This is a genomic window from Pseudomonas sp. fls2-241-TYG-175 (genome assembly GCF_030209155.1).
Taxonomy (GTDB): Bacteria; Pseudomonadota; Gammaproteobacteria; order Pseudomonadales; family Pseudomonadaceae; genus Aquipseudomonas; species Aquipseudomonas viridiflava.
This window is the reverse complement of the sequence record NZ_JARVSO010000038.1, coordinates 33,765-53,737: the sequence shown is the minus strand read 5'-3', so window position 1 is coordinate 53,737 and position 19,973 is coordinate 33,765. Positions and strand designations below refer to the sequence as shown.

General features: G+C 59.7%; 14 protein-coding genes. 6 read left to right on the top strand and 8 right to left on the bottom strand.

The window, feature by feature from the left end; all coding sequences use genetic code 11:
• The first annotated feature begins 111 nt into the window (after positions 1 to 111).
• From QRN20_RS22390 to mgrA, 4 genes are all read left to right on the top strand, one after another.
• Positions 112 to 2,379, top strand: coding sequence for a TonB-dependent receptor (locus tag QRN20_RS22390; protein WP_122413121.1), 2,268 nt, complete (start codon positions 112 to 114; stop codon positions 2,377 to 2,379).
• A gap of 29 nt (positions 2,380 to 2,408) precedes the next feature.
• Positions 2,409 to 3,734, top strand: coding sequence for an LLM class flavin-dependent oxidoreductase (locus QRN20_RS22385; RefSeq protein ID WP_088236120.1), 1,326 nt, complete (start codon positions 2,409 to 2,411; stop codon positions 3,732 to 3,734).
• A gap of 321 nt (positions 3,735 to 4,055) precedes the next feature.
• Positions 4,056 to 4,991: a sulfonate ABC transporter substrate-binding protein gene (locus tag QRN20_RS22380; RefSeq protein WP_122417893.1), complete on the top strand. Its 936-nt coding sequence runs from the start codon at positions 4,056 to 4,058 to the stop codon at positions 4,989 to 4,991.
• A gap of 26 nt (positions 4,992 to 5,017) precedes the next feature.
• On the top strand, positions 5,018 to 6,055 hold the full coding sequence (gene mgrA / locus QRN20_RS22375) for an L-glyceraldehyde 3-phosphate reductase (RefSeq protein ID WP_004882731.1): 1,038 nt from the start codon (positions 5,018 to 5,020) through the stop codon (positions 6,053 to 6,055).
• 247 nt (positions 6,056 to 6,302) lie between these two features.
• Here mgrA and ntrC read toward each other — a convergent pair whose 3' ends face one another.
• From ntrC to glnA, 6 genes are all read right to left on the bottom strand, one after another.
• Positions 6,303 to 7,739, bottom strand: a complete 1,437-nt coding sequence (gene ntrC, locus QRN20_RS22370; RefSeq protein WP_004882730.1) for a nitrogen regulation protein NR(I) — start codon at positions 7,737 to 7,739, stop codon at positions 6,303 to 6,305.
• Positions 7,736 to 8,821: a nitrogen regulation protein NR(II) gene (gene glnL / locus QRN20_RS22365; protein ID WP_024686098.1), complete on the bottom strand. Its 1,086-nt coding sequence runs from the start codon at positions 8,819 to 8,821 to the stop codon at positions 7,736 to 7,738. Before glnL ends, ntrC begins: the two co-directional genes overlap by 4 nt.
• A gap of 525 nt (positions 8,822 to 9,346) precedes the next feature.
• Complete coding sequence (locus QRN20_RS22360) at positions 9,347 to 9,970, bottom strand: DUF4124 domain-containing protein (RefSeq protein WP_058432197.1); 624 nt, start codon at positions 9,968 to 9,970, stop codon at positions 9,347 to 9,349.
• Positions 9,967 to 10,506, bottom strand: coding sequence for a DUF4124 domain-containing protein (locus QRN20_RS22355; RefSeq protein ID WP_050575422.1), 540 nt, complete (start codon positions 10,504 to 10,506; stop codon positions 9,967 to 9,969). The genes QRN20_RS22360 and QRN20_RS22355 overlap by 4 nt, the downstream gene beginning before the upstream one ends.
• A gap of 69 nt (positions 10,507 to 10,575) precedes the next feature.
• A complete protein-coding gene (locus QRN20_RS22350) occupies positions 10,576 to 11,133 on the bottom strand; it encodes a chorismate mutase (RefSeq protein ID WP_058432198.1) in 558 nt (185 codons plus the stop codon).
• A 184-nt stretch (positions 11,134 to 11,317) separates the two neighbouring features.
• The gene (gene glnA, locus QRN20_RS22345) at positions 11,318 to 12,724 is read right to left on the bottom strand and encodes a glutamate--ammonia ligase (RefSeq protein ID WP_004882724.1); all 1,407 of its coding nucleotides are present in this window, start codon (positions 12,722 to 12,724) and stop codon (positions 11,318 to 11,320) included.
• A 334-nt stretch (positions 12,725 to 13,058) separates the two neighbouring features.
• Here glnA and thiI point away from each other — a divergent pair, with 334 nt between their 5' ends.
• Entirely contained in the window at positions 13,059 to 14,513 is a 1,455-nt protein-coding gene (gene thiI / locus QRN20_RS22340; RefSeq protein WP_004882723.1) for a tRNA uracil 4-sulfurtransferase ThiI, read from the top strand.
• 143 nt (positions 14,514 to 14,656) lie between these two features.
• The gene (gene typA / locus QRN20_RS22335) at positions 14,657 to 16,477 is read left to right on the top strand and encodes a translational GTPase TypA (protein WP_025993639.1); all 1,821 of its coding nucleotides are present in this window, start codon (positions 14,657 to 14,659) and stop codon (positions 16,475 to 16,477) included.
• A 217-nt stretch (positions 16,478 to 16,694) separates the two neighbouring features.
• Here typA and QRN20_RS22330 read toward each other — a convergent pair whose 3' ends face one another.
• The gene (locus QRN20_RS22330) at positions 16,695 to 17,150 is read right to left on the bottom strand and encodes a YkgJ family cysteine cluster protein (protein ID WP_004882721.1); all 456 of its coding nucleotides are present in this window, start codon (positions 17,148 to 17,150) and stop codon (positions 16,695 to 16,697) included.
• 346 nt (positions 17,151 to 17,496) lie between these two features.
• A complete protein-coding gene (locus QRN20_RS22325; RefSeq protein ID WP_371306676.1) occupies positions 17,497 to 19,938 on the bottom strand; it encodes a penicillin-binding protein 1A in 2,442 nt (813 codons plus the stop codon).
• Positions 19,939 to 19,973: the final 35 nt, after the last annotated feature.

Below are 19,973 nucleotides of genomic sequence, written 5' to 3'. Positions count from 1 at the left end.
GGTTTGTCTGCTACTCGCCACCGCGAATGCCCGGACCCGGTTTAGTCGTAACCAAAGGCGTCAGTGCTTGAGGCACTGTCGGATCAGGGCATATTTCAGGCAGGCACGCAGATGCACACAACACACGGGGATGAGGTCAAACACACACGGCTGGCGCAGGCCATCGATCAGGTCCATGCGGCGCGGGGGCGTCGTTGCGGCTGGTTGTTGATGGGGCTGACGGCCTTGCCTATGGCACCGGTCATGGCGGCCGATACGGTAGAGCAGGCCGCCGAGACGCCGACACTCGAATCGGTCACCGTAACCGCCACGCGCCGTGAAGAATCGCTGCAGAAAGTACCGGTCGCCGTGTCGGTGATTCAGGGAGAGCAACTGGAGCGCGACAACCGCAACGGCGTCGCCAGTATCGTGCAGCAGGTACCGTCGTTGAACTTCAGGACCGGCGCGTCGAACAAGGACACCTCGCTGTTCGTCCGTGGCGTCGGCACCATCTCTACTTCGCCGGGCGTCGAGCCGACCGTCGCGACGGTCATCGACGGCGTGGTCTATGCCCGTCCAGGCCAGGCCACGCTCGATCTACTGGACCTGGAGCGCATTGAAGTCTTGCGCGGTCCGCAAGGCACGCTGTTCGGCAAAAATGCGTCGGCCGGAGTGCTCAACGTGACCACCAAGGCGCCGACCGAAGAGACCCACGGTTACATCGATCAGTCCTACTACAGCGGCAATGAAAGTCGCACGCGCTTCGGCATCGGGGGCAGCCTGATCCCGGACACACTCAAAGGCTCGATCACCACGCTGTTCGGTAGCTACGATGGCAACGTCGACAACAAACTCAACGGCCATGAGGTCAACGGCTACAACCGTAAGGGCGCGCGGGGCAAACTGGAATTCACGCCCAACGACGACATCACCTTCACCCTCGCGGCCGACTACATGCAGTCTCACGACGACGCGCCCAACGGCGTGGTGACCCAATCGCTCACGCCAGCGTTCACCAGCGCGCTGTCGCCGGTGCGTGCCGACAGCGACAACCGCAACGTGATCAGCGATTACCGCAGCCATGTCGAAGACACCAATAAAGGCCTGTCCGGGCAACTGGATTGGCAACTGGGTGACTACACCCTGACGTCGATCACCGCCTGGCGCGGCTGGGACAACACGCAGTATCAGGACGGCGACCGTTTGGGCACCGTCACCGCGGCGTTCCCCGGCACCGAAGACAAGGGTGATCTTGAGTTCAACCAGTACTCGCAAGAACTGCGCCTGGCTTCGCCCAAAGGCCAGTTCATCGAATACGTCGGTGGCCTGTTCTACATGCACGGCAAGAGTGACGAGACCTATCAGCGTACGTTGATCACGCCGACGCGCCGCGATCAGGGCGTGGCGGATTACACCACGACCAATGAAAGCTATTCGGTGTTCGGCGAAACCACGTTCAATTTCACCCCGGACTTCCGGGCGATTGCCGGACTGCGCTGGACGCACGACGACCTTGAGTACGATCACCGCCGCGTCTCGACCTCGGCCACCACGGTCAGCGGCATTCAGCCGGCGACCAGCAGCTCCGGCTCGGTCAACGAAGAGGGCAAGTCGGGCCGTCTGGGGCTGCAATACGATCTGAGTGACAGCGTGACCAGCTACATCACCTATTCGCGCGGCTACAAGGGCCCGGCCTACAACGTGTTCTTCAACATGCAGCCGCGTGACACAGAAGCCTTGAAACCCGAGACCTCCAATACGTGGGAAGTCGGCATCAAGGCCACCACCTGGAACAATCGCCTGACCACCAACCTCGCGGTGTTCCACAGCGATTACGACAACTATCAGGCCAACTTTTTCGACAGCGTTGCCGGGCAGGTCGTGACTCGACTGATCAACGCGGGCAGTGTCAGCACTGAGGGCGTTGAGCTGGATTACGCCTTGCAGGCCACGCGCAACCTGAAGTTTTCCGGTGCGTTGTCCTACACCCGGGCACGCATCGACACCTTCGCCTGCCCGGCCGGTGCCGCCGCGTCCTGCAATGTGGATGGCAAGACTCTGCCGTATAGCCCGGACTGGAAGAGCTACGTCCGCGCCGACTACACCATCCCGCTGGACAACGGCCTGGATATCGAACTGGGCACCGATTACAGCTGGCAGAGCGAAGTGCAGTACGACATCAGCCAGAACCCGGACACCAAACAGGGTGCCTACGGCATCTGGAACGCCAGCGTCGCGCTGGCCGATTACAACAGCGGCTGGCGTGTGGCGCTGTTGGGCAAGAACCTGGCGGACAAATCCTATGCACCGATGCTCGCCACGGGCGGCAATTATGTGTATCGCTCGGTGCCACGTGATGACGAGCGTTATTTCGGCGTGCAGGTGCGCAAGGATTTCTAAGCGGGCAACCGCAATGAAGGGAGACAGGTATGAGCACAACGGCTCGACAGATGAAATTGGGCGCTTTCCTGATGGCCACGGGGCACCATGTGGCGGCCTGGCGACACCCGGACGTGCCCGCCAACGCGGGGCTGGATTTCAAGCACTACCGGCATCTGGCTCAGGTGGCCGAAGCCGCGAAATTCGATGCGCTGTTCGTGGCTGACAGTGTCGCTGCCGCCACGGGCGACATCGCCAGCCGCATGGCGCGTTCCGATCATTTCGAACCGCTGACGCTGTTGTCGGCGCTGAGTGCGGTGACCGATCACATCGGCCTGATTGCCACCGCAACCACAACCTACAACGAGCCGTACCATGTGGCCCGCAAGTTCGCCTCGCTGGATCATCTGTCGGGTGGGCGAGCGGGGTGGAATCTGGTGACGTCCGATGCGGCGGCCGAAGCGCAGAACTTCGGTCGCAGTGAACACGTCGGTCATGCCGAACGTTACAGCCGCGCCCGGGAGTTTCATCAGGTGGTGACCGGGCTGTGGAACAGTTGGGCAGACGATGCGTTCACCCGTGACAAGGCCAGCGGTCAGTATTACGACCCAGCCAAAGTGCAGGTGCTGAATCATCAGGGCGAACACTTCAGCGTCAAAGGCCCACTCAACGTGGCGCGCTCGCCGCAGGGTCAGCCGGTCGTCGTGCAGGCCGGTTCATCGGAGGTCGGTCGCGATCTGGCGGCGCAAACGGCCGAGGTGGTGTTCACCGCACAGACCTCACTGGCCAGCGCGCAGGCGTTCTATGCCGACATCAAGGGCCGTCTGGCAGCGTATGGGCGCAGCGCCGATTCGCTGAAAATCATGCCTGGCGTGTTGATTGTCGTGGCCGAGACCGAAGCGCTGGCCAGGGAAAAATTCGAGTCGTTTCAGGACTTGGTGGAGCCCGAGGTCGGCGTTGCTCTGCTGGGGCGGATGCTGGGCAATTTCGACTTGTCCGGTTACCCGCTGGACGGGCCGTTGCCGGAACTGCCGCTGACCGACAGCGGGCAGCGCAGCCGTCAGAAGCTGCTCACCGAACTGGCCGAGCGGGAACACCTCAACCTCACGCAGTTGGGCCGTCGCATCGCGGGTGGGCGCGGGCATTACAGCCTGATCGGCACGCCTGAACAGGTCGCTGATGAGCTGCAGACCTGGTTCGAGCAAGGCGCTGCGGATGGCTTCAATGTGCTGGTGCCGCACCTGCCCGGCGGGCTTGAAGACGTTGCGCGATTGCTGGTGCCCGAGTTGCAGCGTCGCGGCCTGTTCCGCACGGAATACGAAGGCACCACCTTGCGCGAAAACCTCGGCCTGCAGCGCCCGATAAATCGAGTTTGATCGTTCCCATGCTGGGCGCTCATCGTTATACACAAGTCCGTCTCGACACTGATCGTGCCCATCGCTCTGCGTGGGCATGCCTCCCGTGACGCTCGCGGCACAAATGGCACAGACTGAGGATTCAGTAAGCCGAGCGCATGACGTGGATAACGCTGGAGCCTGGGCACACATCTGCGCCACATTCCAGAGCGGACGCGGAGCGTCCTAGGAGGCATTCCCACGCAGAGCGTAGGAACGATCATCATCGTATTCCTCCAGGAGGACTTGTGTATAACGCCAAGCGCAGAGCGTGGGAACAATCATCGGTAAAGGAAAAACCTCATGAAACCATTTGCAATCATCGCCGCCATTCTCGCGTTCAGCGGCCTGTTAAACACGGCTTCAGCCAGCGAACCCGACACTCTGCGTATCGGCTTTCAGAAAGGCTCGATCACGCTGGTCCTCGCCAAGGAACATGGCCTGTTGGAGAAGCGATTCCCGCACACGCAAATCAAGTGGATCGAATTTCCGGCCGGGCCGCAGATGCTGGAAGCCTTGAATATTGGCAGTCTCGATATCGCCTCGACCGGTGATATTCCGCCGATCTTCGCTCAGGTCGCGGGTGCCGATCTGGTCTACATCGGCGCCGAACCCGCCAAGCCCCAGGCCGAAACCATTCTGGTGCGCAACGAAAGCCGGCTGCACAGCGTGGCCGACTTGAAAGGGCGCAAGGTCGCATTCCAGAAAGGCTCCAGCGCGCACAACGTGGTGCTGCGCGTGCTGAACAAGGCAGGGCTGACCTTCAAGGACATTCAGCCAATCTACCTGACCCCGGCCGACGCCCGCGCGGCGTTTGAAAACGGCAGTGTCGATGCTTGGGCCATCTGGGATCCGTACTATTCCATCGCACTCAACGAAGGCCACAGTCGTCTGTTGGCAGATGGTGAGGGGTTGGGATTGTCCGGCCCGTTCTACACCGCACGCCGCGGTTTCGCTGACAATAACGGGGCTTTCGTGCAGAGCGTGCTCGACGAACTGACCGCCGCCGATGCGCTGACCCGCTCGCAACGCGCCGAGAGCATTCAGATTCTGGCGCGCAGCATGGGCTTGTCCGAAGCGGTCATCACTCAGTATCTTGACCATCGCCCGGCCTCACCGAGCCTGCCGATCACGCCAGAGATCGTCCGCGCGCAACAAGCGACCGCCGATCTGTTTTTCGACAACCACCTGGTGCCCAAGCGGGTCGATATCCAGCAGGCCGTGTGGAACAGGCCTTGAGTATCCCCCTGACAAGAGAGGATTCAATGACGTATATCGCTGCCGAACATCGCTACAACGACATGCCTTATCGCCGTACCGGTCGCAGCGGGCTGGTCCTGCCAGCGCTGTCGCTGGGCCTGTGGCATAACTTCGGTGACAGCACGCCCATCGACACCCAGCGCGCCATGCTGCGCACCGCGTTCGATCTGGGCATCAACCATTTCGACCTGGCCAACAACTACGGCCCTCCCTACGGCAGCGCCGAGATCAACTTCGGTCGCCTGCTGCGTGAAGACTTCAAGCAGTACCGCGATGAGCTGATCATCTCCAGCAAGGCGGGTTGGGACATGTGGCCGGGACCTTACGGGCAGGGCGGTGGTTCGCGCAAATACGTGCTGGCCAGCCTTGATCAGAGCCTGCAGCGCATGGGCCTGGATTACGTCGACATTTTCTATTCGCACCGCTTCGACCCGGACACGCCTCTGGAAGAAACCGCCAGCGCACTGGCCACTGCCGTGCAGCAGGGCAAGGCGCTGTACATCGGTATCTCGTCCTATTCCGGGGCCAAGACCCGCGAGATCGCTGCGTTGCTCAAAGAGTGGAAAGTGCCGCTGCTGATCCATCAACCGGCCTACAACCTGCTCAACCGCTGGGTCGAGAAAGACTTGCTCGATGCGACTGAAGAGCTGGGCGCAGGCGTGATTGCCTTTACTGCGCTGGCGCAGGGTCTGCTGTCGGACAAGTACCTGAACGGTGTGCCCAAGGATGCGCGGGTCAATCGTCCGGGCGGCGGTTCGTTGCAGGCTTCGCACCTGTCCGAGCAGAACATCGCTCACGTGCGTGCCTTGAATGAAATCGCCCAGCGTCGTGGCCAGAGCCTGGCACAAATGGCCCTGGCCTGGACGCTGCGCGATCCACGTGTGACATCAGCGCTGATTGGCGCAAGCCGTCCCGAGCAGATCGTCGAGAACGTCGGCGCCTTGAAAAACCTGTCGTTCAGTCAGGAAGAACTGACCGAGATCGACAGCTTTGCGGTAGAAGGCGGGATCAATCTGTGGGAGAAACCTTCTCTGGCTGAGTGATCCAGCCGAGGGGGGACGCAGAGTGTCCTGAGCGGCGTTACCACGCTGGGAACGATCATTGACCCGATAAACACCGATCGTGCCCATGCTCCGCGCTCATCGTCCGCCTTAACACTGATCGTGCCCATCGCGTGGGAACGATCATTATCGTGTTCCTCCGAAGACTTGTGCATAACGCCGAGTGCTGACCCTTGCGGCTACATGCCCACGGGTACCGTGGGCACTATCAGCCTCCAGATCGGCGTTATCAGCCTTCCTCACCCTCGTCTTCATCCCCACCATCGACCTTCATGCCCAACTCCTTGATTTTTCGGGTCAGGGTGTTTCGGCCCCAACCCAGCAGCACGGCGGCATCGCGACGGCGGCCTGCCGTGTGCTTGAGGGCGGTTTCGATCATGATGCGTTCGAAGGTCGGCACGGCGCTGTCCAGCAGGCTCGACTGACCGCGTGACAGGGCCTGATCGGCCCACTGACGCAGTGCCTGCTCCCAGTTTGTGACCGGCGCAGCATCCTGCGGCAGACTGAGCAGTTCTGGCGGCAGGTCGCTGATGTGCACTTCACGGCCCGAGGCCATGACCGTGATCCAGCGGCAGGTGTTTTCCAGCTGACGCACGTTGCCCGGCCAGGGCAGATGCTTGAGGTATTCCTCGGTCTCGGCCTTGAGCAGTTTCGGTTCGACCGCCAGTTCCTGCGCGGCACGGCTCAGGAAGTGACGGGCGAGTGTCGGGATGTCTTCGCGACGGTCCGACATGCGCGGAATGTGAATACGGATCACGTTCAGGCGGTGGAACAAGTCCTCGCGGAACTTGCCGGCCTGCACGAGGGTTTCCAGATTCTGGTGGGTCGCAGCGATGATGCGCACATCGACCTTGACCGGCGTGTGACCACCGACCCGATAGAACTCGCCGTCTGCCAGAACACGCAACAGTCGCGTCTGGGTGTCGGCAGGCATGTCGCCGATTTCGTCGAGAAACAACGTGCCGCCGTCAGCCTGCTCGAAGCGGCCGCGACGCAGGTTGGCTGCGCCGGTGAAGGCGCCTTTCTCGTGCCCGAACAGCTCGGACTCCATCAGATCCTTGGGAATCGCCGCCATGTTCAGCGCAATGAACGGTGACGCCGAACGCGGGCTGTGACGGTGCAGGGCGTGGGCGACCAGCTCTTTACCGGTACCCGATTCGCCATTGATCAATACGGTGATGTTGGAGTGGCTCAAACGCCCGATGGCGCGAAACACTTCCTGCATCGCCGGCGCTTCACCGATGATCTCGGGAGTGCGGGTCAACGTGGGTGCGACATCCAGGCCTTGCTGTTCCTGGGCGTGCTGGTTGGCACGCTTGACCAGCGAGACGGCCTCATCGACGTCGAACGGCTTGGGCAGGTATTCGAACGCACCGCCCTGATACGACGCTACGGCGCTGTCCAGGTCCGAATGGGCGGTCATGATGATGACCGGCAGACGTGGATGCTGTTCGCGAATTCGCGCCAACAGGTCCAGGCCGCTGGCACCCGGCATGCGGATGTCGGAAATGATCACGTCCGGTTGCTGACGCGCCAGGCGACTCATCACCCCATCGGCGCTGTCGAAGCTCTGCGTGGTCATGCCTTCCTGTTGCAAGGCCTTTTCCAGTACCCAGCGAATGGAACGATCGTCGTCTACGATCCAGACAGTTTCACTACGGCTCATGTCGAAGCTGCTCCTTGTTCCAGCGGCAGGAAGATCGAGAATGTGGTGTGGCCGGGATGGCTGTCACACTCGATAAGCCCCTGGTGCTGGCTGATGATGTTCTGGGTAATGGCCAGACCGAGCCCTGTGCCATCCGGGCGGCCACTGACCATGGGGTAGAAAATGGTTTCCTGAAGCTCGGCCGGGATGCCCGGACCGTTGTCGATGATCTCGATCTTGCTCACCAGCCTGTGGCGCACGTGGCCGATGGTGAACTGGCGCATGGCACGGGTGCGCATGGTGATGCGGCCCAGGCGCAATTCGTTCTGACCGCTGATGGCCTGCATGGCGTTGCGCACGATATTGAGCACGGCCTGAATCATCTGCTCGCGGTCGATCAAGACATCCGGAATGCTCGGGTCATAGTCGCGCACCAGCGTGATGCAGCCCTGGCTTTCGGCTTCGACCAGACTGCACACCCGCTCGAGCACTTCATGCACGTTGGTCATCGCCAGCGAAGGCAATTTGTTGGAGCCCAGCATCCGGTCAACGAGGTTACGCAGGCGGTCGGCTTCTTCGATGATGACGTTGGTGTAATCCTTGAGGCTTTCTTCAGGCAGTTCGCGAGCCAGCAGTTGTGCTGCGCCGCGGATCCCGCCCAGCGGATTCTTTATTTCGTGGGCCAGGCCGCGCACCAGCATCTTGGTGGTTTCCTGCTTGGACAACTGGGCCTCTTCCTTGGTGATACGCAGCAGGCGGTCACGAGGGTGGACTTCAAGCAGCAGCAGGGTTTCGCCCTTGCTCAGAATCGGGGTTACGGCGTAGTCGACGGTCAGGGTCTGGCCGGTCAGCGCGGTGAGCATGGCTTCACGTTTGGTGAAAGGGTGGGCCTGTTCGACTGCCTGGCGAAGTGAACTCAGCGCTTCGGCCGACTCGGTGAACAGCTCGCTGATGAATTGCCCATGGCTGCGCTGCCCACTGATGGCGAGCAGCATTTCCGCCGCCGGGTTCATGTACTCGAGACGCAGGTCGGCGTTGAGCAGAATGGTGGCAGTGGTCAGGTTATCCAGTAACAGTCTGTGCAGCGCGTCGCTGATAGTCATGAATCGTGTTGACCTCTTTTGGCACATGGCAATCGCGCTATGCGGGTGCTGACAGGTCCTTGTCAGCACGGGCAGAGCCACCCATATGGTGCTTGACGGGGTGCTATGCCGGTGAAGTTGCAAAAACCAAACCAAGGCTCCGAAAAGAAGCGTTTTCTCTGCAAAACAGGTGCTTTTTTCGAACGCGTGCCCGCATACGGCGCTACTTGAGGGTGATTTCTGAACCAAAGTGGGCTGTATTGTTGCGTGGATGCCAGATTAGCGCACCAAAAAGGTGCCCTGGCGTATGCCGTCTCCTGTCACGCGTCCAGTGCCTGAAGATTGGTTGAAATCGGCTTCTGCCCGCAGGGCGTAGGAGCTCTCGCAGGTTACGACGGCAGCGATGGGCTGCGCAGCGGCCCCAAGGTGCATCTGACACACCGCGTGTGCAGGTTTTGCTGCCGGTTCCCGGCAGATCGCCGGCAAGCCGCCTCCCACGGTCCGGTGTTTGCTGCGGGACAGCGCTACGTCGAAGACGAGATAGCTTCAGAGGAACGGCAGAATGCTGCTTTCCGGTTCGGGCTTGTCCTTGATCGGGCACTCAGGGCGAACACCGTACTCCTCGGTCTTGCACGGGTTGACTGCACGCTTCTGTGCAAGGGAAATGCGCTTCAAGTGAAAGGACTGGTTGGGCGTCTTTTCCAGTACCCGTCCCAATGGGTCGAAGATCTCGACAGAGATCTGATGCGTGCCCCGGTCAATATTGCTCAGTGGAAACACCGGGCTGCGTCCCGGCTGGCCGACGGCAGTCCCGTCCAGCACCAGGCGATAACTATGGCCGGGCTGTAACACCGGATCGCTGGTCACCGTCACGATCAGGTCGCCGCTGGGGCTGCTGATCGCGGCGTCCGGTTCAGGCACAAGTACTCTCAACAACTGGTAGTGGAAGATCGCTGGCGGCTTGCTTTCGACGGGTTTGCTCTTGAGGGTCCGGGTCGGCGGCGTGCCGGTCATGTTGTTGCTGGGCGGGATGTCGACGCGCTTGGCGTTCTTGCGCGGCTGGTCGGTAAAGACTCGATTACCGTTGGCATCTATATAGGTGTAAACGTCCGCCAGCGCGGGCAGCGCGCACAGCAATAACAGCGTCAGCAGCAGGTTGCGCACGTTCATGGCTTGCCGAGGTGAACGCGTTGCACGGTCAGGGTGATGGTCTCGCTTTGCTGGATGATGCGTTCGCCGTCCTTCACCACCACTGCGAAGCTGTGCTCGCCACGATCAATGTTCATGACCTGAAAGCGCGGAAGGTTGGTGGGCTGGCCATACAGGTTGCCGTCCAGCAGCAGTTGCAGGCGGTGGGCCTGTTGCAGACGCGGCTGGATTTTCACGCCGATGATGAAAGAACCGTTGTTGGCGCGCAGTGCCTCGTCGGTCGGCAGGTCAGAGAGTTCGAGCGTGCTGTAGGCGTCTTGAGACTGTGCCGGCGTTTGAGTCTGCGACTCGACTGCTTGCGGCGCGGTGTTGAGGACCGGTCGGGAGGGACGGGATTCCACGCTGTTGAGCGGCGGCAGTTCGACGACTTCGGTCTTGACGCCATTGGGTGGCTCATTACTGAACGCCGTATTGCCATTCGCGTCGGTGTACTTATAGATCTGCGCTACGGCAGGCAGGCTGATCAATAGGAACAGGCAGATGAGGCTTTGACGCATGGGGGGCTCGACAGCGAAGGGCAAAGGTCACCAGCATAGAACACTTCGCCCTGTGTCGTGCAGACAGGCTTACAGTTTTGGTGCGCACAGATCCGCAGTGGCCAGCACCAGCGCCTGATCATGGATTGGGTCGCTCAGGTGGCGCTTGAGTGCGGCGTCCAGCAGCGTCTGGCAATCGCTCGACATGCGCACCGGCTGGAAGTCCGCGTAGGCCTTCAACAATTCAGTCTGCAGGCGATCCAGTTTCGGACGGATGTCGTCGACCAGGCTCAGACGTACGGTGTCGGGCGCCTTGCCTGCCGCGTGCCATTGGGCAAGCAGGGCGTTCTGCACACGCTTGTTGGCTTCAATCTGGGCACGGAACAGCCGCTGGACATCCTCCGGGTTCAACTTGAACTCGGCGGCACGCGCCTGGGCAGCGGTAATCACCTGTTGCTCGCGGGGCGGGTCTTCGACGGCCTTGCCACTGTCCCATTTGCTGAGAGCCACCTGATCGGCAATCGTCAGGCGCTCGCTGATGGCTTGCAGCAACGGTTCAAGAGCGGAAGGTTTCTGCTCGGCGGCGAAGATAAAGCCTGAGGACAGACAGGTCAGGGTCAGTAACGAACTGGCGAGAAGCATGCGCATGGGGCGCTCCATCGTGGGAAAGGATGAAGAGTTAACGCCACGTCGCGGTTCGGGGCCAGTGCCTTCGAGTGAATAAAGATTCATGAATTGTCCGACAATTGATATTGCGCAAACAAAAAGACCTCCCGAAGGAGGTCTTTTGTTACGCCATCAACGTCAGGCCATCAACGTTGGTGCAACTGGATCAGCAGCTGTAGTACAGCTCGTATTCCAGTGGGTGTACGAAGGTACGAACCTTGATTTCTTCTTCGCTTTTCAGCTCGATGTAGGCATCGATGAAGTCGTCGCTGAATACGCCGCCCTTGGTCAGGAAGGCACGGCCCTTGTCCAGTTCTTCCAGGGCTTCTTTCAGGCTGCCACAAACCTGTGGAATCTCTTTGGCCTCTTCAGGCGGCAGGTCATACAGGTTCTTGTCAGCTGCGTCGCCAGGGTGAATCTTGTTCTGGATGCCGTCCAGGCCAGCCATCAACAGTGCAGCGAACGCCAGGTACGGGTTGGCTGCCGGATCCGGGAAGCGTGCTTCGATACGACGGCCGCGTGGGCTGGAGACGTAAGGAATACGGATGGAAGCCGAACGGTTACGTGCCGAGTAGGCCAGCATGACCGGTGCTTCGAAACCTGGGACCAGACGCTTGTACGAGTTGGTCGACGGGTTGGTGAAGCCGTTCAGAGCCTTACCGTGCTTGATGATACCGCCGATGAAGAACAGGGCAGTGTCGGACAGACCGGCATAGCCTTCGCCTGCGAAGGTGTTCTTGCCATCTTTGGAGATGGACATGTGCACGTGCATACCCGAACCGTTGTCGCCATAAAGAGGCTTCGGCATGAAGGTAGCGGTACGGCCGTAGGCATCGGCAACGTTGTGTACGCAGTATTTGAGGGTCTGAACTTCGTCAGCCTTCTTGACCAGCGTGTTGAATTTCACGCCGATTTCGTTCTGGCCGGCAGTGGCAACTTCGTGGTGGTGTACTTCCACGATCTGGCCCATTTCTTCCAGGGCGTTGCACATTGCGGTACGGATTTCGTGGTCGTGGTCGACCGGTGGAACCGGGAAGTAGCCACCCTTGACGCCAGGACGGTGGCCCTTGTTGCCGCCGTCGATGTCGCCGTCGGTCATCCAGGAAGCCTGTTCGGAGAAGATCTTGAACATGGAACCGGAGATGTCGGACTTGAACTTCACTTCGTCGAAGACGAAGAATTCTGGCTCAGGACCTACGAATACGGTGTCACCGATACCGGTGGACTTCAGGTATTCCTCGGCACGGTGGGCGATGGCGCGCGGGTCGCGATCGTAGCCCTGCATGGTCGAAGGTTCGATGATGTCGCAGACCAGAATGATGGTCGGCTCTTCGGTGAACGGATCGAGAACGGCAGTCTCGTCGTCCGGCAGCAGGATCATGTCGGAGGCTTCGATGCCTTTCCAGCCAGCGATGGAGGAACCGTCGAACATTTTGCCGACTTCAAAGAAGTCGTCTTCCAGCGCATCGCGCGCAGGCATCGTGACGTGCTGCTGCTTGCCCTTGGTGTCTGTGAAGCGCAGATCAATCCACTTAACGTCATGATCTTTGATGAGTTGAACCGACTTCGACATGGTGTCCTCCGGGTGGCTAGGGACCGCCTTATAGTTTTGGGCCCCTTGAATTTGGGTGATGCCGGCGCGAATACTCTGCCAAGGCAACCTGCCTCACAAGGGAGCAATTTGCATGCCAGTGCCCCGTGTTGGGTTTTTTGCCTCAATCCGAAGCTTTCAGGGCGTCAAATGAGGATTCTCGGAAAAATCACGCACCTTTATGGCGCTGGAAATTGAAGCGCCGACCCTTTTTGGTGCGTCGATGATTGGCCGTACGATAACTGGTTAAACCGTGAGCAATTTCCGCTATAATCCGCGCCCCCCTTTTTTGGTCGGCACCTCACGCACCGTTTCCATGAAACTAATCGTTAAAGTTTTCCCAGAAATCACCATCAAAAGCCCGCCGGTTCGCAAGAAGTTCATCCGGCAGCTGGGCAAGAACATTCGTACCGTGCTCCGGGAACTGGACGCGGACATTGTTGTGGGTGGCGTATGGGACAACCTCGAGGTGGAGACCCGGCTGACCGACCCCAAAGTGCTGCAGGGCATTACTGAACGCCTGAGTTGCATGCCTGGCATCGCCAACTTTCTACAGGTGGCCGAGTACCCGCTGGGCGACATGGATGACATCGTTGCCAAGTGCAAAGCGCACTACGCCGACCTGCTGCCGGGCAAGATGTTCGCCGTGCGTTGCAAGCGTGCCGGACGACACGATTTCAGCTCCATGGATGTCGAGAAATACGTCGGCAGCCAGTTGCGTCAGCAGTGCGGCGCGGCCGGAATCGAGCTGAAAAAGCCCGATCTGGTGGTCAGAATGGAAATTCGCGACCAACGGTTGTTTGTCGTTCATGACCAGCATAAAGGCCTGGGCGGTTATCCGCTCGGCGCGCTGGAGCAGACCCTGGTATTGATGTCCGGCGGTTTCGATTCGACCGTTGCGGCCTATCAGATCATGCGCCGCGGGCTTATGGCCCACTTCTGCTTCTTCAATCTGGGCGGTCGTGCCCACGAACTGGGCGTGATGGAAGTCGCTCATTTCATCTGGAAGAAGTACGGCAGCTCCCAGCGAGTGCTGTTCGTGAGCGTGCCTTTCGAGGAAGTTCTCGGAGAAATTCTGCAGAAAGTCGATAACAGTCATATGGGTGTAGTTTTGAAGCGTATGATGTTACGCGCTGCTTCATCCGTGGCTGATCGTCTCGAAATCGATGTGCTGGTCACGGGCGAGGCGATTTCACAGGTGTCGAGCCAGACGCTGCCCAACCTGTCGCTGATCGATTCGGCGACCGACAAGCTGGTGTTGCGGCCTCTGGTGGCCAGCCACAAGCAGGACATCGTGGATCAGGCGACGGAGATCGGTACGGCCGACTTCGCCCGGCACATGCCTGAATATTGCGGGGTGATCTCGGTCAACCCCAAGACCAACGCCAAGCGGAATCGCGTTGAGTACGAAGAAAAACAGTTCGACATGGCGATTCTCGAGCAGGCGCTCGAGCGCGCAAAGCTGGTTTCGATCGATCGGGTCATCGACGATCTGAGCCGCAATGTCGATATAGAAGAAGTCAGCCAGGCGCTGGCCGGTCAGGTCGTCATCGACATCCGTCACCCGGATGCGCAGGAAGACCAGCCGCTGCAGGTGCCGGGCATAGAAGTACAAACGCTGCCGTTCTATGCACTGAACAGCCGTTTCAAGGAACTGGATAACACGCGCCAGTACCTGTTGTATTGCGACAAAGGCGTCATGAGTCGCCTGCATGCTCACCATTTGCTCAGTGAGGGGCATGCCAATGTGCGCGTTTATCGACCGAGCTAAGTGCCCGGGGCTGTTTGCCTGTGGCTTGCGTCACCGGCCCCCCGACACCAGTCGCCAAGCCGTAACGGCTTTTGCCGACTAGTAACTGTTAATCGCCGGCGTTAAACCGTCAGCAGACCGAATCCTCTGATCGAGATACACAAGTGATCGAAAATCTACGCAACATCGCCATCATCGCCCACGTTGACCATGGTAAGACCACCCTGGTAGACAAACTCCTGCGTCAATCCGGCACTCTGGAGCGCAACGAGCTCAACGACGAGCGCGTGATGGACTCCAACGACCAGGAAAAAGAGCGCGGTATTACCATTCTCGCGAAGAACACCGCGATCAACTGGAACGGCTTCCACATCAACATCGTGGACACCCCGGGCCACGCCGACTTCGGTGGTGAAGTAGAGCGCGTGATGTCGATGGTCGACTCCGTGCTGCTGCTGGTCGATGCTCAGGACGGCCCTATGCCGCAGACCCGTTTCGTGACCAAGAAGGCTTTCGAAGCCGGCCTGCGTCCAATCGTGGTCATCAACAAGGTTGACCGTCCAGGCGCGCGTCCGGACTGGGTTCTGGACCAGATCTTCGACCTGTTCGACAACCTGGGTGCCACCGAAGAACAGCTGGACTTCAAAGTCGTCTACGCCTCGGCCCTGAACGGTATTGCCGGTCTGGACCACACCGACATGGCTGAAGACATGACCCCGCTGTACCAGTCGATCGTCGACAACGTACCGGCTCCAAAGGTCGACCGTGACGGCCCGTTCCAGATGCAGATCTCCGCACTGGACTACAACAGCTTCCTGGGCGTCATCGGTGTTGGCCGTATTGCTCGTGGTAGCGTCAAGCCGAACACCCCGGTCGTCGCCATTGGTGCTGACGGCAAGAAGCGTAACGGTCGTATCCTGAAACTGATGGGTCACCACGGTCTGCACCGTATCGACGTTGAAGAAGCGTTTGCCGGCGACATCGTATGCGTGAGCGGTATGGACTCGTTGTTCATCTCCGACACACTGTGCCAGCCGGACAACGTCGAGGCCATGAAGCCTCTGACTGTTGACGAGCCAACCGTTTCCATGACCTTCCAGGTAAACGACTCGCCGTTCTGCGGTAAAGAAGGCAAGTTCGTGACCTCCCGTAACATCAAGGAGCGTCTGGACAAGGAGCTGCTGTACAACGTTGCTCTGCGCGTTGAAGAAGGCGACTCGGCTGACAAGTTCAAGGTTTCCGGCCGTGGTGAGCTGCACCTCTCGGTACTGATCGAAACCATGCGTCGCGAAGGCTTCGAAATGGGCGTTGGTCGTCCGGAAGTGATCATCCGCGTCGTTGACGGCAACAAGCAGGAACCGTTCGAAAACGTCACCATCGACACCCCGGAAGAATCCCAGGGCAAGGTGATGGAAGAGATGGGTCTGCGTAAGGGCGACCTGACCAACATGGTGCCGGATGGCAAAGGCCGTGTTCGTCTGGAATACAACATCCCTGCTCGTGGTCTGATCGGTTTCCGTAACCAGTTCCTGACCCTGACCAACGGTGCTGGCATCCTGACCTCGATCTTCGATCGTTACGACACCATGAAGTCCGGCCAGATGTCCGGCCGTCAGAACGGTGTTCTGGTCTCGGTTGAAACCGGCAAGGCGCTGACCTACTCCCTGGAAACCCTCCAGGCGCGTGGCAAGCTGTTCGTTGAGCACGGTCAAGAGATCTACAACGGTCAGATCGTTGGTCTGAACAGCCGTGACACCGACATGGGCGTCAACCCAACCAAAGGCAAGAAGCTCGACAACATGCGTGCTTCGGGTAAAGACGAAACCATCGCTCTGGTTCCACCTGTTCGTTTCACTCTGGAACAGGCTCTGGAATTCATCCAGGACGACGAGCTGTGCGAAGTTACGCCTAAGTCGATCCGTCTTCGCAAGAAGATCCTGGACGAAGGCGAGCGTACCCGCGCTGCCAAGAAAGCCAAGGCTTGATACTTAGCCCTTGCTGAATAAAAAACGCCCCCGGTCGAAAGGCCGGGGGCGTTTTTGTTTGTGTGGGTTTTATGAAAGCCTGGCCCGTGCATCACATGGGAGAGCGGACGCGGAGCGTCCTGAGATGCATTCCCACGCGGAGCGTAGGAACGATCATGCGTTACAGATGATCGTGACCATGCAGCCCGTGACGCTCCGTGTCACATCAGGCAGTCACTCAGAACTTCGGGACAGGCGCGCTGGTGGCGTTTCTCAGTGAGCCACTTTCCGGGCGCACGACAGCCTTGGGCTTGTAGGCGCAGTAGCCGGGACGTGGGCCGATCTTGGGGTGGTTGCGGCATGTGTCCGGGCGCTTGTCGTAGATGGTGCACAGGCGGCTCTTGCGATCCAGGTACAGGCAGTCGTTGTTGCTCATGCGCTGCAGGGTGAAGATCTCGGTCTTCTGGTTGTAGCGCTCGACGATCCCTTCCTTCTGCAACCGCTTGGCGATGTTCTTCGCAGGCTCCCCGCGTTCGAAATCATCGACGATGCCGATACGGATCAGGTCCTTGATCTTCACTTCGACCGGCAGCGTGCAGCAGCTGGACACGCAGCCTCCGCACATGTGGCTGGAGTACTTGGCCCAGGTATCGATGCGATCGAGTTCTGCGGCGGCGATCAAGGTGGGTTTCATTTGAATTCAGACTTCCGGGTGAATCGGGCGCGCGATCATACCGGGCTCGACGGTTTTGGAGTAAGTAAAAATTGTCGGGGCGACTGTCGGTCGTGCAGGTCTGCGTACGTACAGCGTGCCCACGCAGAGTGCTCATCGTTACACACAAGTCTGGAAGACGCGCAAAACGGGGCCAAAACGTAAGTATCTAACTGAATGCATACCCCGTGGGAGGTGGTCGCAGCAAGGCTCGGTATAACGCTGAGCACAAGCGTGGGCACGATCGGCGTGCTTGAGATCACGCTGATCGTTCCTACGCTCCGCGTGAGGAATGCCTCTCGGGACGCTCTGCGTCCCTATCAATGCGTCAGAACAGGTCGATCGGCGCTGACTCATCTGCTGGCAGTGGGCTGCCCGGCGCGCTGCCGCCGCCCAGTTCGTTGACGCTTGGCGGCGTGTCTTCGCTCTTGAACAGTTCGAAGAACGCATTCGGCGTGCTCGGCGTGGCCGCACGGCCGCTGACCGGGTCGACGCGCAGGCTGAGGATGCCATCCGGTTCTGCCTGCTGATGCGGCGGTTTGTCTTTCAAGGCCGCGCTCATGTAGTCCATCCAGATCGGCAGGGAAACCGTGCCGCCGAATTCATGACGTCCCAGGCTTTCCGGCTGGTCGAAACCGCTCCAGACCGTGGTCACGTAATCAGCGTTGTAGCCCGAGAACCACGCATCCTTGGATTCGTTGGTCGTACCGGTCTTGCCCGCAATGTCAGGCCTGTTCATCGACAGCGCACGACGTCCGGTGCCGCGCTTGATCACATCCTGCAGCATGCTGTTGAGGATGAAGGTGGTGCGACTGTCGACGATGCGCTCGGCCACGGCAGGTGCCTGAGGTTCGACAGGCGTCGTGGACGATGGAGTCGTCAGGTTCGGGCTGTCGTGTACCGCAAAGGTCGACGTGTCCGGCGCAGTCTTCACGTCATGAGCCGGAACGCTCGGCGGGTTGGCGGCGAATATCGTCTGGCCGTCGCGGTTCTCGATGGTCTGGATCAGATAAGGACTGACCTTGTAGCCGCCGTTGGCGAACGCACTCCAGCCGGTGGCGATTTCCATCGGCGTCAGCGTTGCCGTACCCAGTGCCAGCGACAGGTTGCGCGGCAGGTCCTGCTTGGCGAAGCCGAAGCGGGTGATGTAATCGATTGTGCTGTCCACGCCCAGAGCCTGGAGCAGACGGATCGAAACCAGGTTACGCGACTTGTACAGCGCTTCGCGCAGGCGAATCGGACCCAGGAAGGTGTTGGTGTCGTTCTTCGGACGCCAGACCTTGTCCAGGTATTCGTCGACGAACACGATAGGAGCATCGTTCACCAGACTGGACGCGGTGTAGCCATTGTCCAGCGCGGCGCTATAGATGAACGGCTTGAAGCTGGAGCCCGGCTGACGCTTGGCCTGCATGGCACGGTTGTAATTGCTCTGCTCGAACGCGAAGCCGCCCACCAGTGCACGAATGGCACCATTCTGCGGATCCAGTGACACCAGTGCGCTCTGCGCGACGGGAATTTGACTGAATTTGAGCGAGCCGTCGTCCTGACGCAGCAGACGAACCAGATCACCGACCTTGGCCACATCTCCCGGCTGCTTGGGATTGGCGCCCAGGCTGTTGGTGTTCAGGTAAGGACGCGCCCACTTCATGGTGCTCCACTCGACCGTCTCTTCCTGCTCGCCGTTACGGGTCAGAACCTTCAGGCCGGTCTTGTCGACCTGAGTCACGATGGCAGGCTCCAGGCCGTTGATCGTGCGTTGCTTGGTCAGTTCCTGAGCCCAGTTGGCGCGGGTCATGCCGGGGAAGCGGCTTTCCGGTCCGCGATAGCCATGACGCTGGTCGTAGTCGATCAGGCCGCGCTGAATCGCCTTGTTGGCATCTTCCTGCAAGCCGCTCGGGACGGTGGTGGTAACCCGGAAACCCTCGGTGTAGGCGTCGCTGCCGTAGCGGCCGACCATTTCGGCACGTGCCATTTCCGCGATGTAAGGCGCGTTAACTTCAGGTGTCGGAACGTGGTAGCTGGCGTTCAGTGGCTCGTTCAGAGCGGCCTGATACGCGGTCTGGTCGATCTTGCCCAGACGGTACATGCGGCCCAGGATCCAGTCGCGGCGTTCCTTGGCACGGGTGGGGTTGGCCAGTGGGTTGAAACGTGACGGTGCCTTGGGCAAACCGGCAATCATGGCCATTTGCGCAAGGCTTACATCGCGAATCGATTTGCCGTAGTAGACTTGCGCCGCCGCCTCGATGCCATAGGCCCGGTTGCCCAGATAAATCTTGTTGACGTACAGCTCGAGAATCTCGTCCTTGGTCAGTTGGCGCTCGATTTGCAAGGCGAGAAGAATCTCGGTGGTTTTGCGCGAAAAGCTTCTTTCGCTGGTCAGGAAAAAGTTTTTCGCGACCTGCATCGTGATGGTACTGCCGCCCGATTGAATGTGGCCGCTCTTCACCAGTTGGGTGGCGGCGCGCATCAGGCTGCTTGGATCGACACCATAGTGATTGGCGAAATTGTCGTCTTCGGCCGATAACAGGGCGTTGATGAAATTGGGCGGGATTTCCGCAAAGCGAATCGGCGTGCGACGCATCTCGCCAAATTCGGCGATCAACTTGCCGTCGCTGCTGTACACGCGCAGAGGGATTTGCAGTTGGATGCTTCGCAGCGCCTCAACGGATGGCAGAGTGGGGCTCAGATAAAGGAACGCGCCGCTCAGGCCGAGCAGCAGCGAGCAGAATACCGCGACGAGAGACCACCAGAAAAACTTCAGCAGGCGTATCAAGGCTTTTGGATTTCCAGAAAAAATAATGGGTT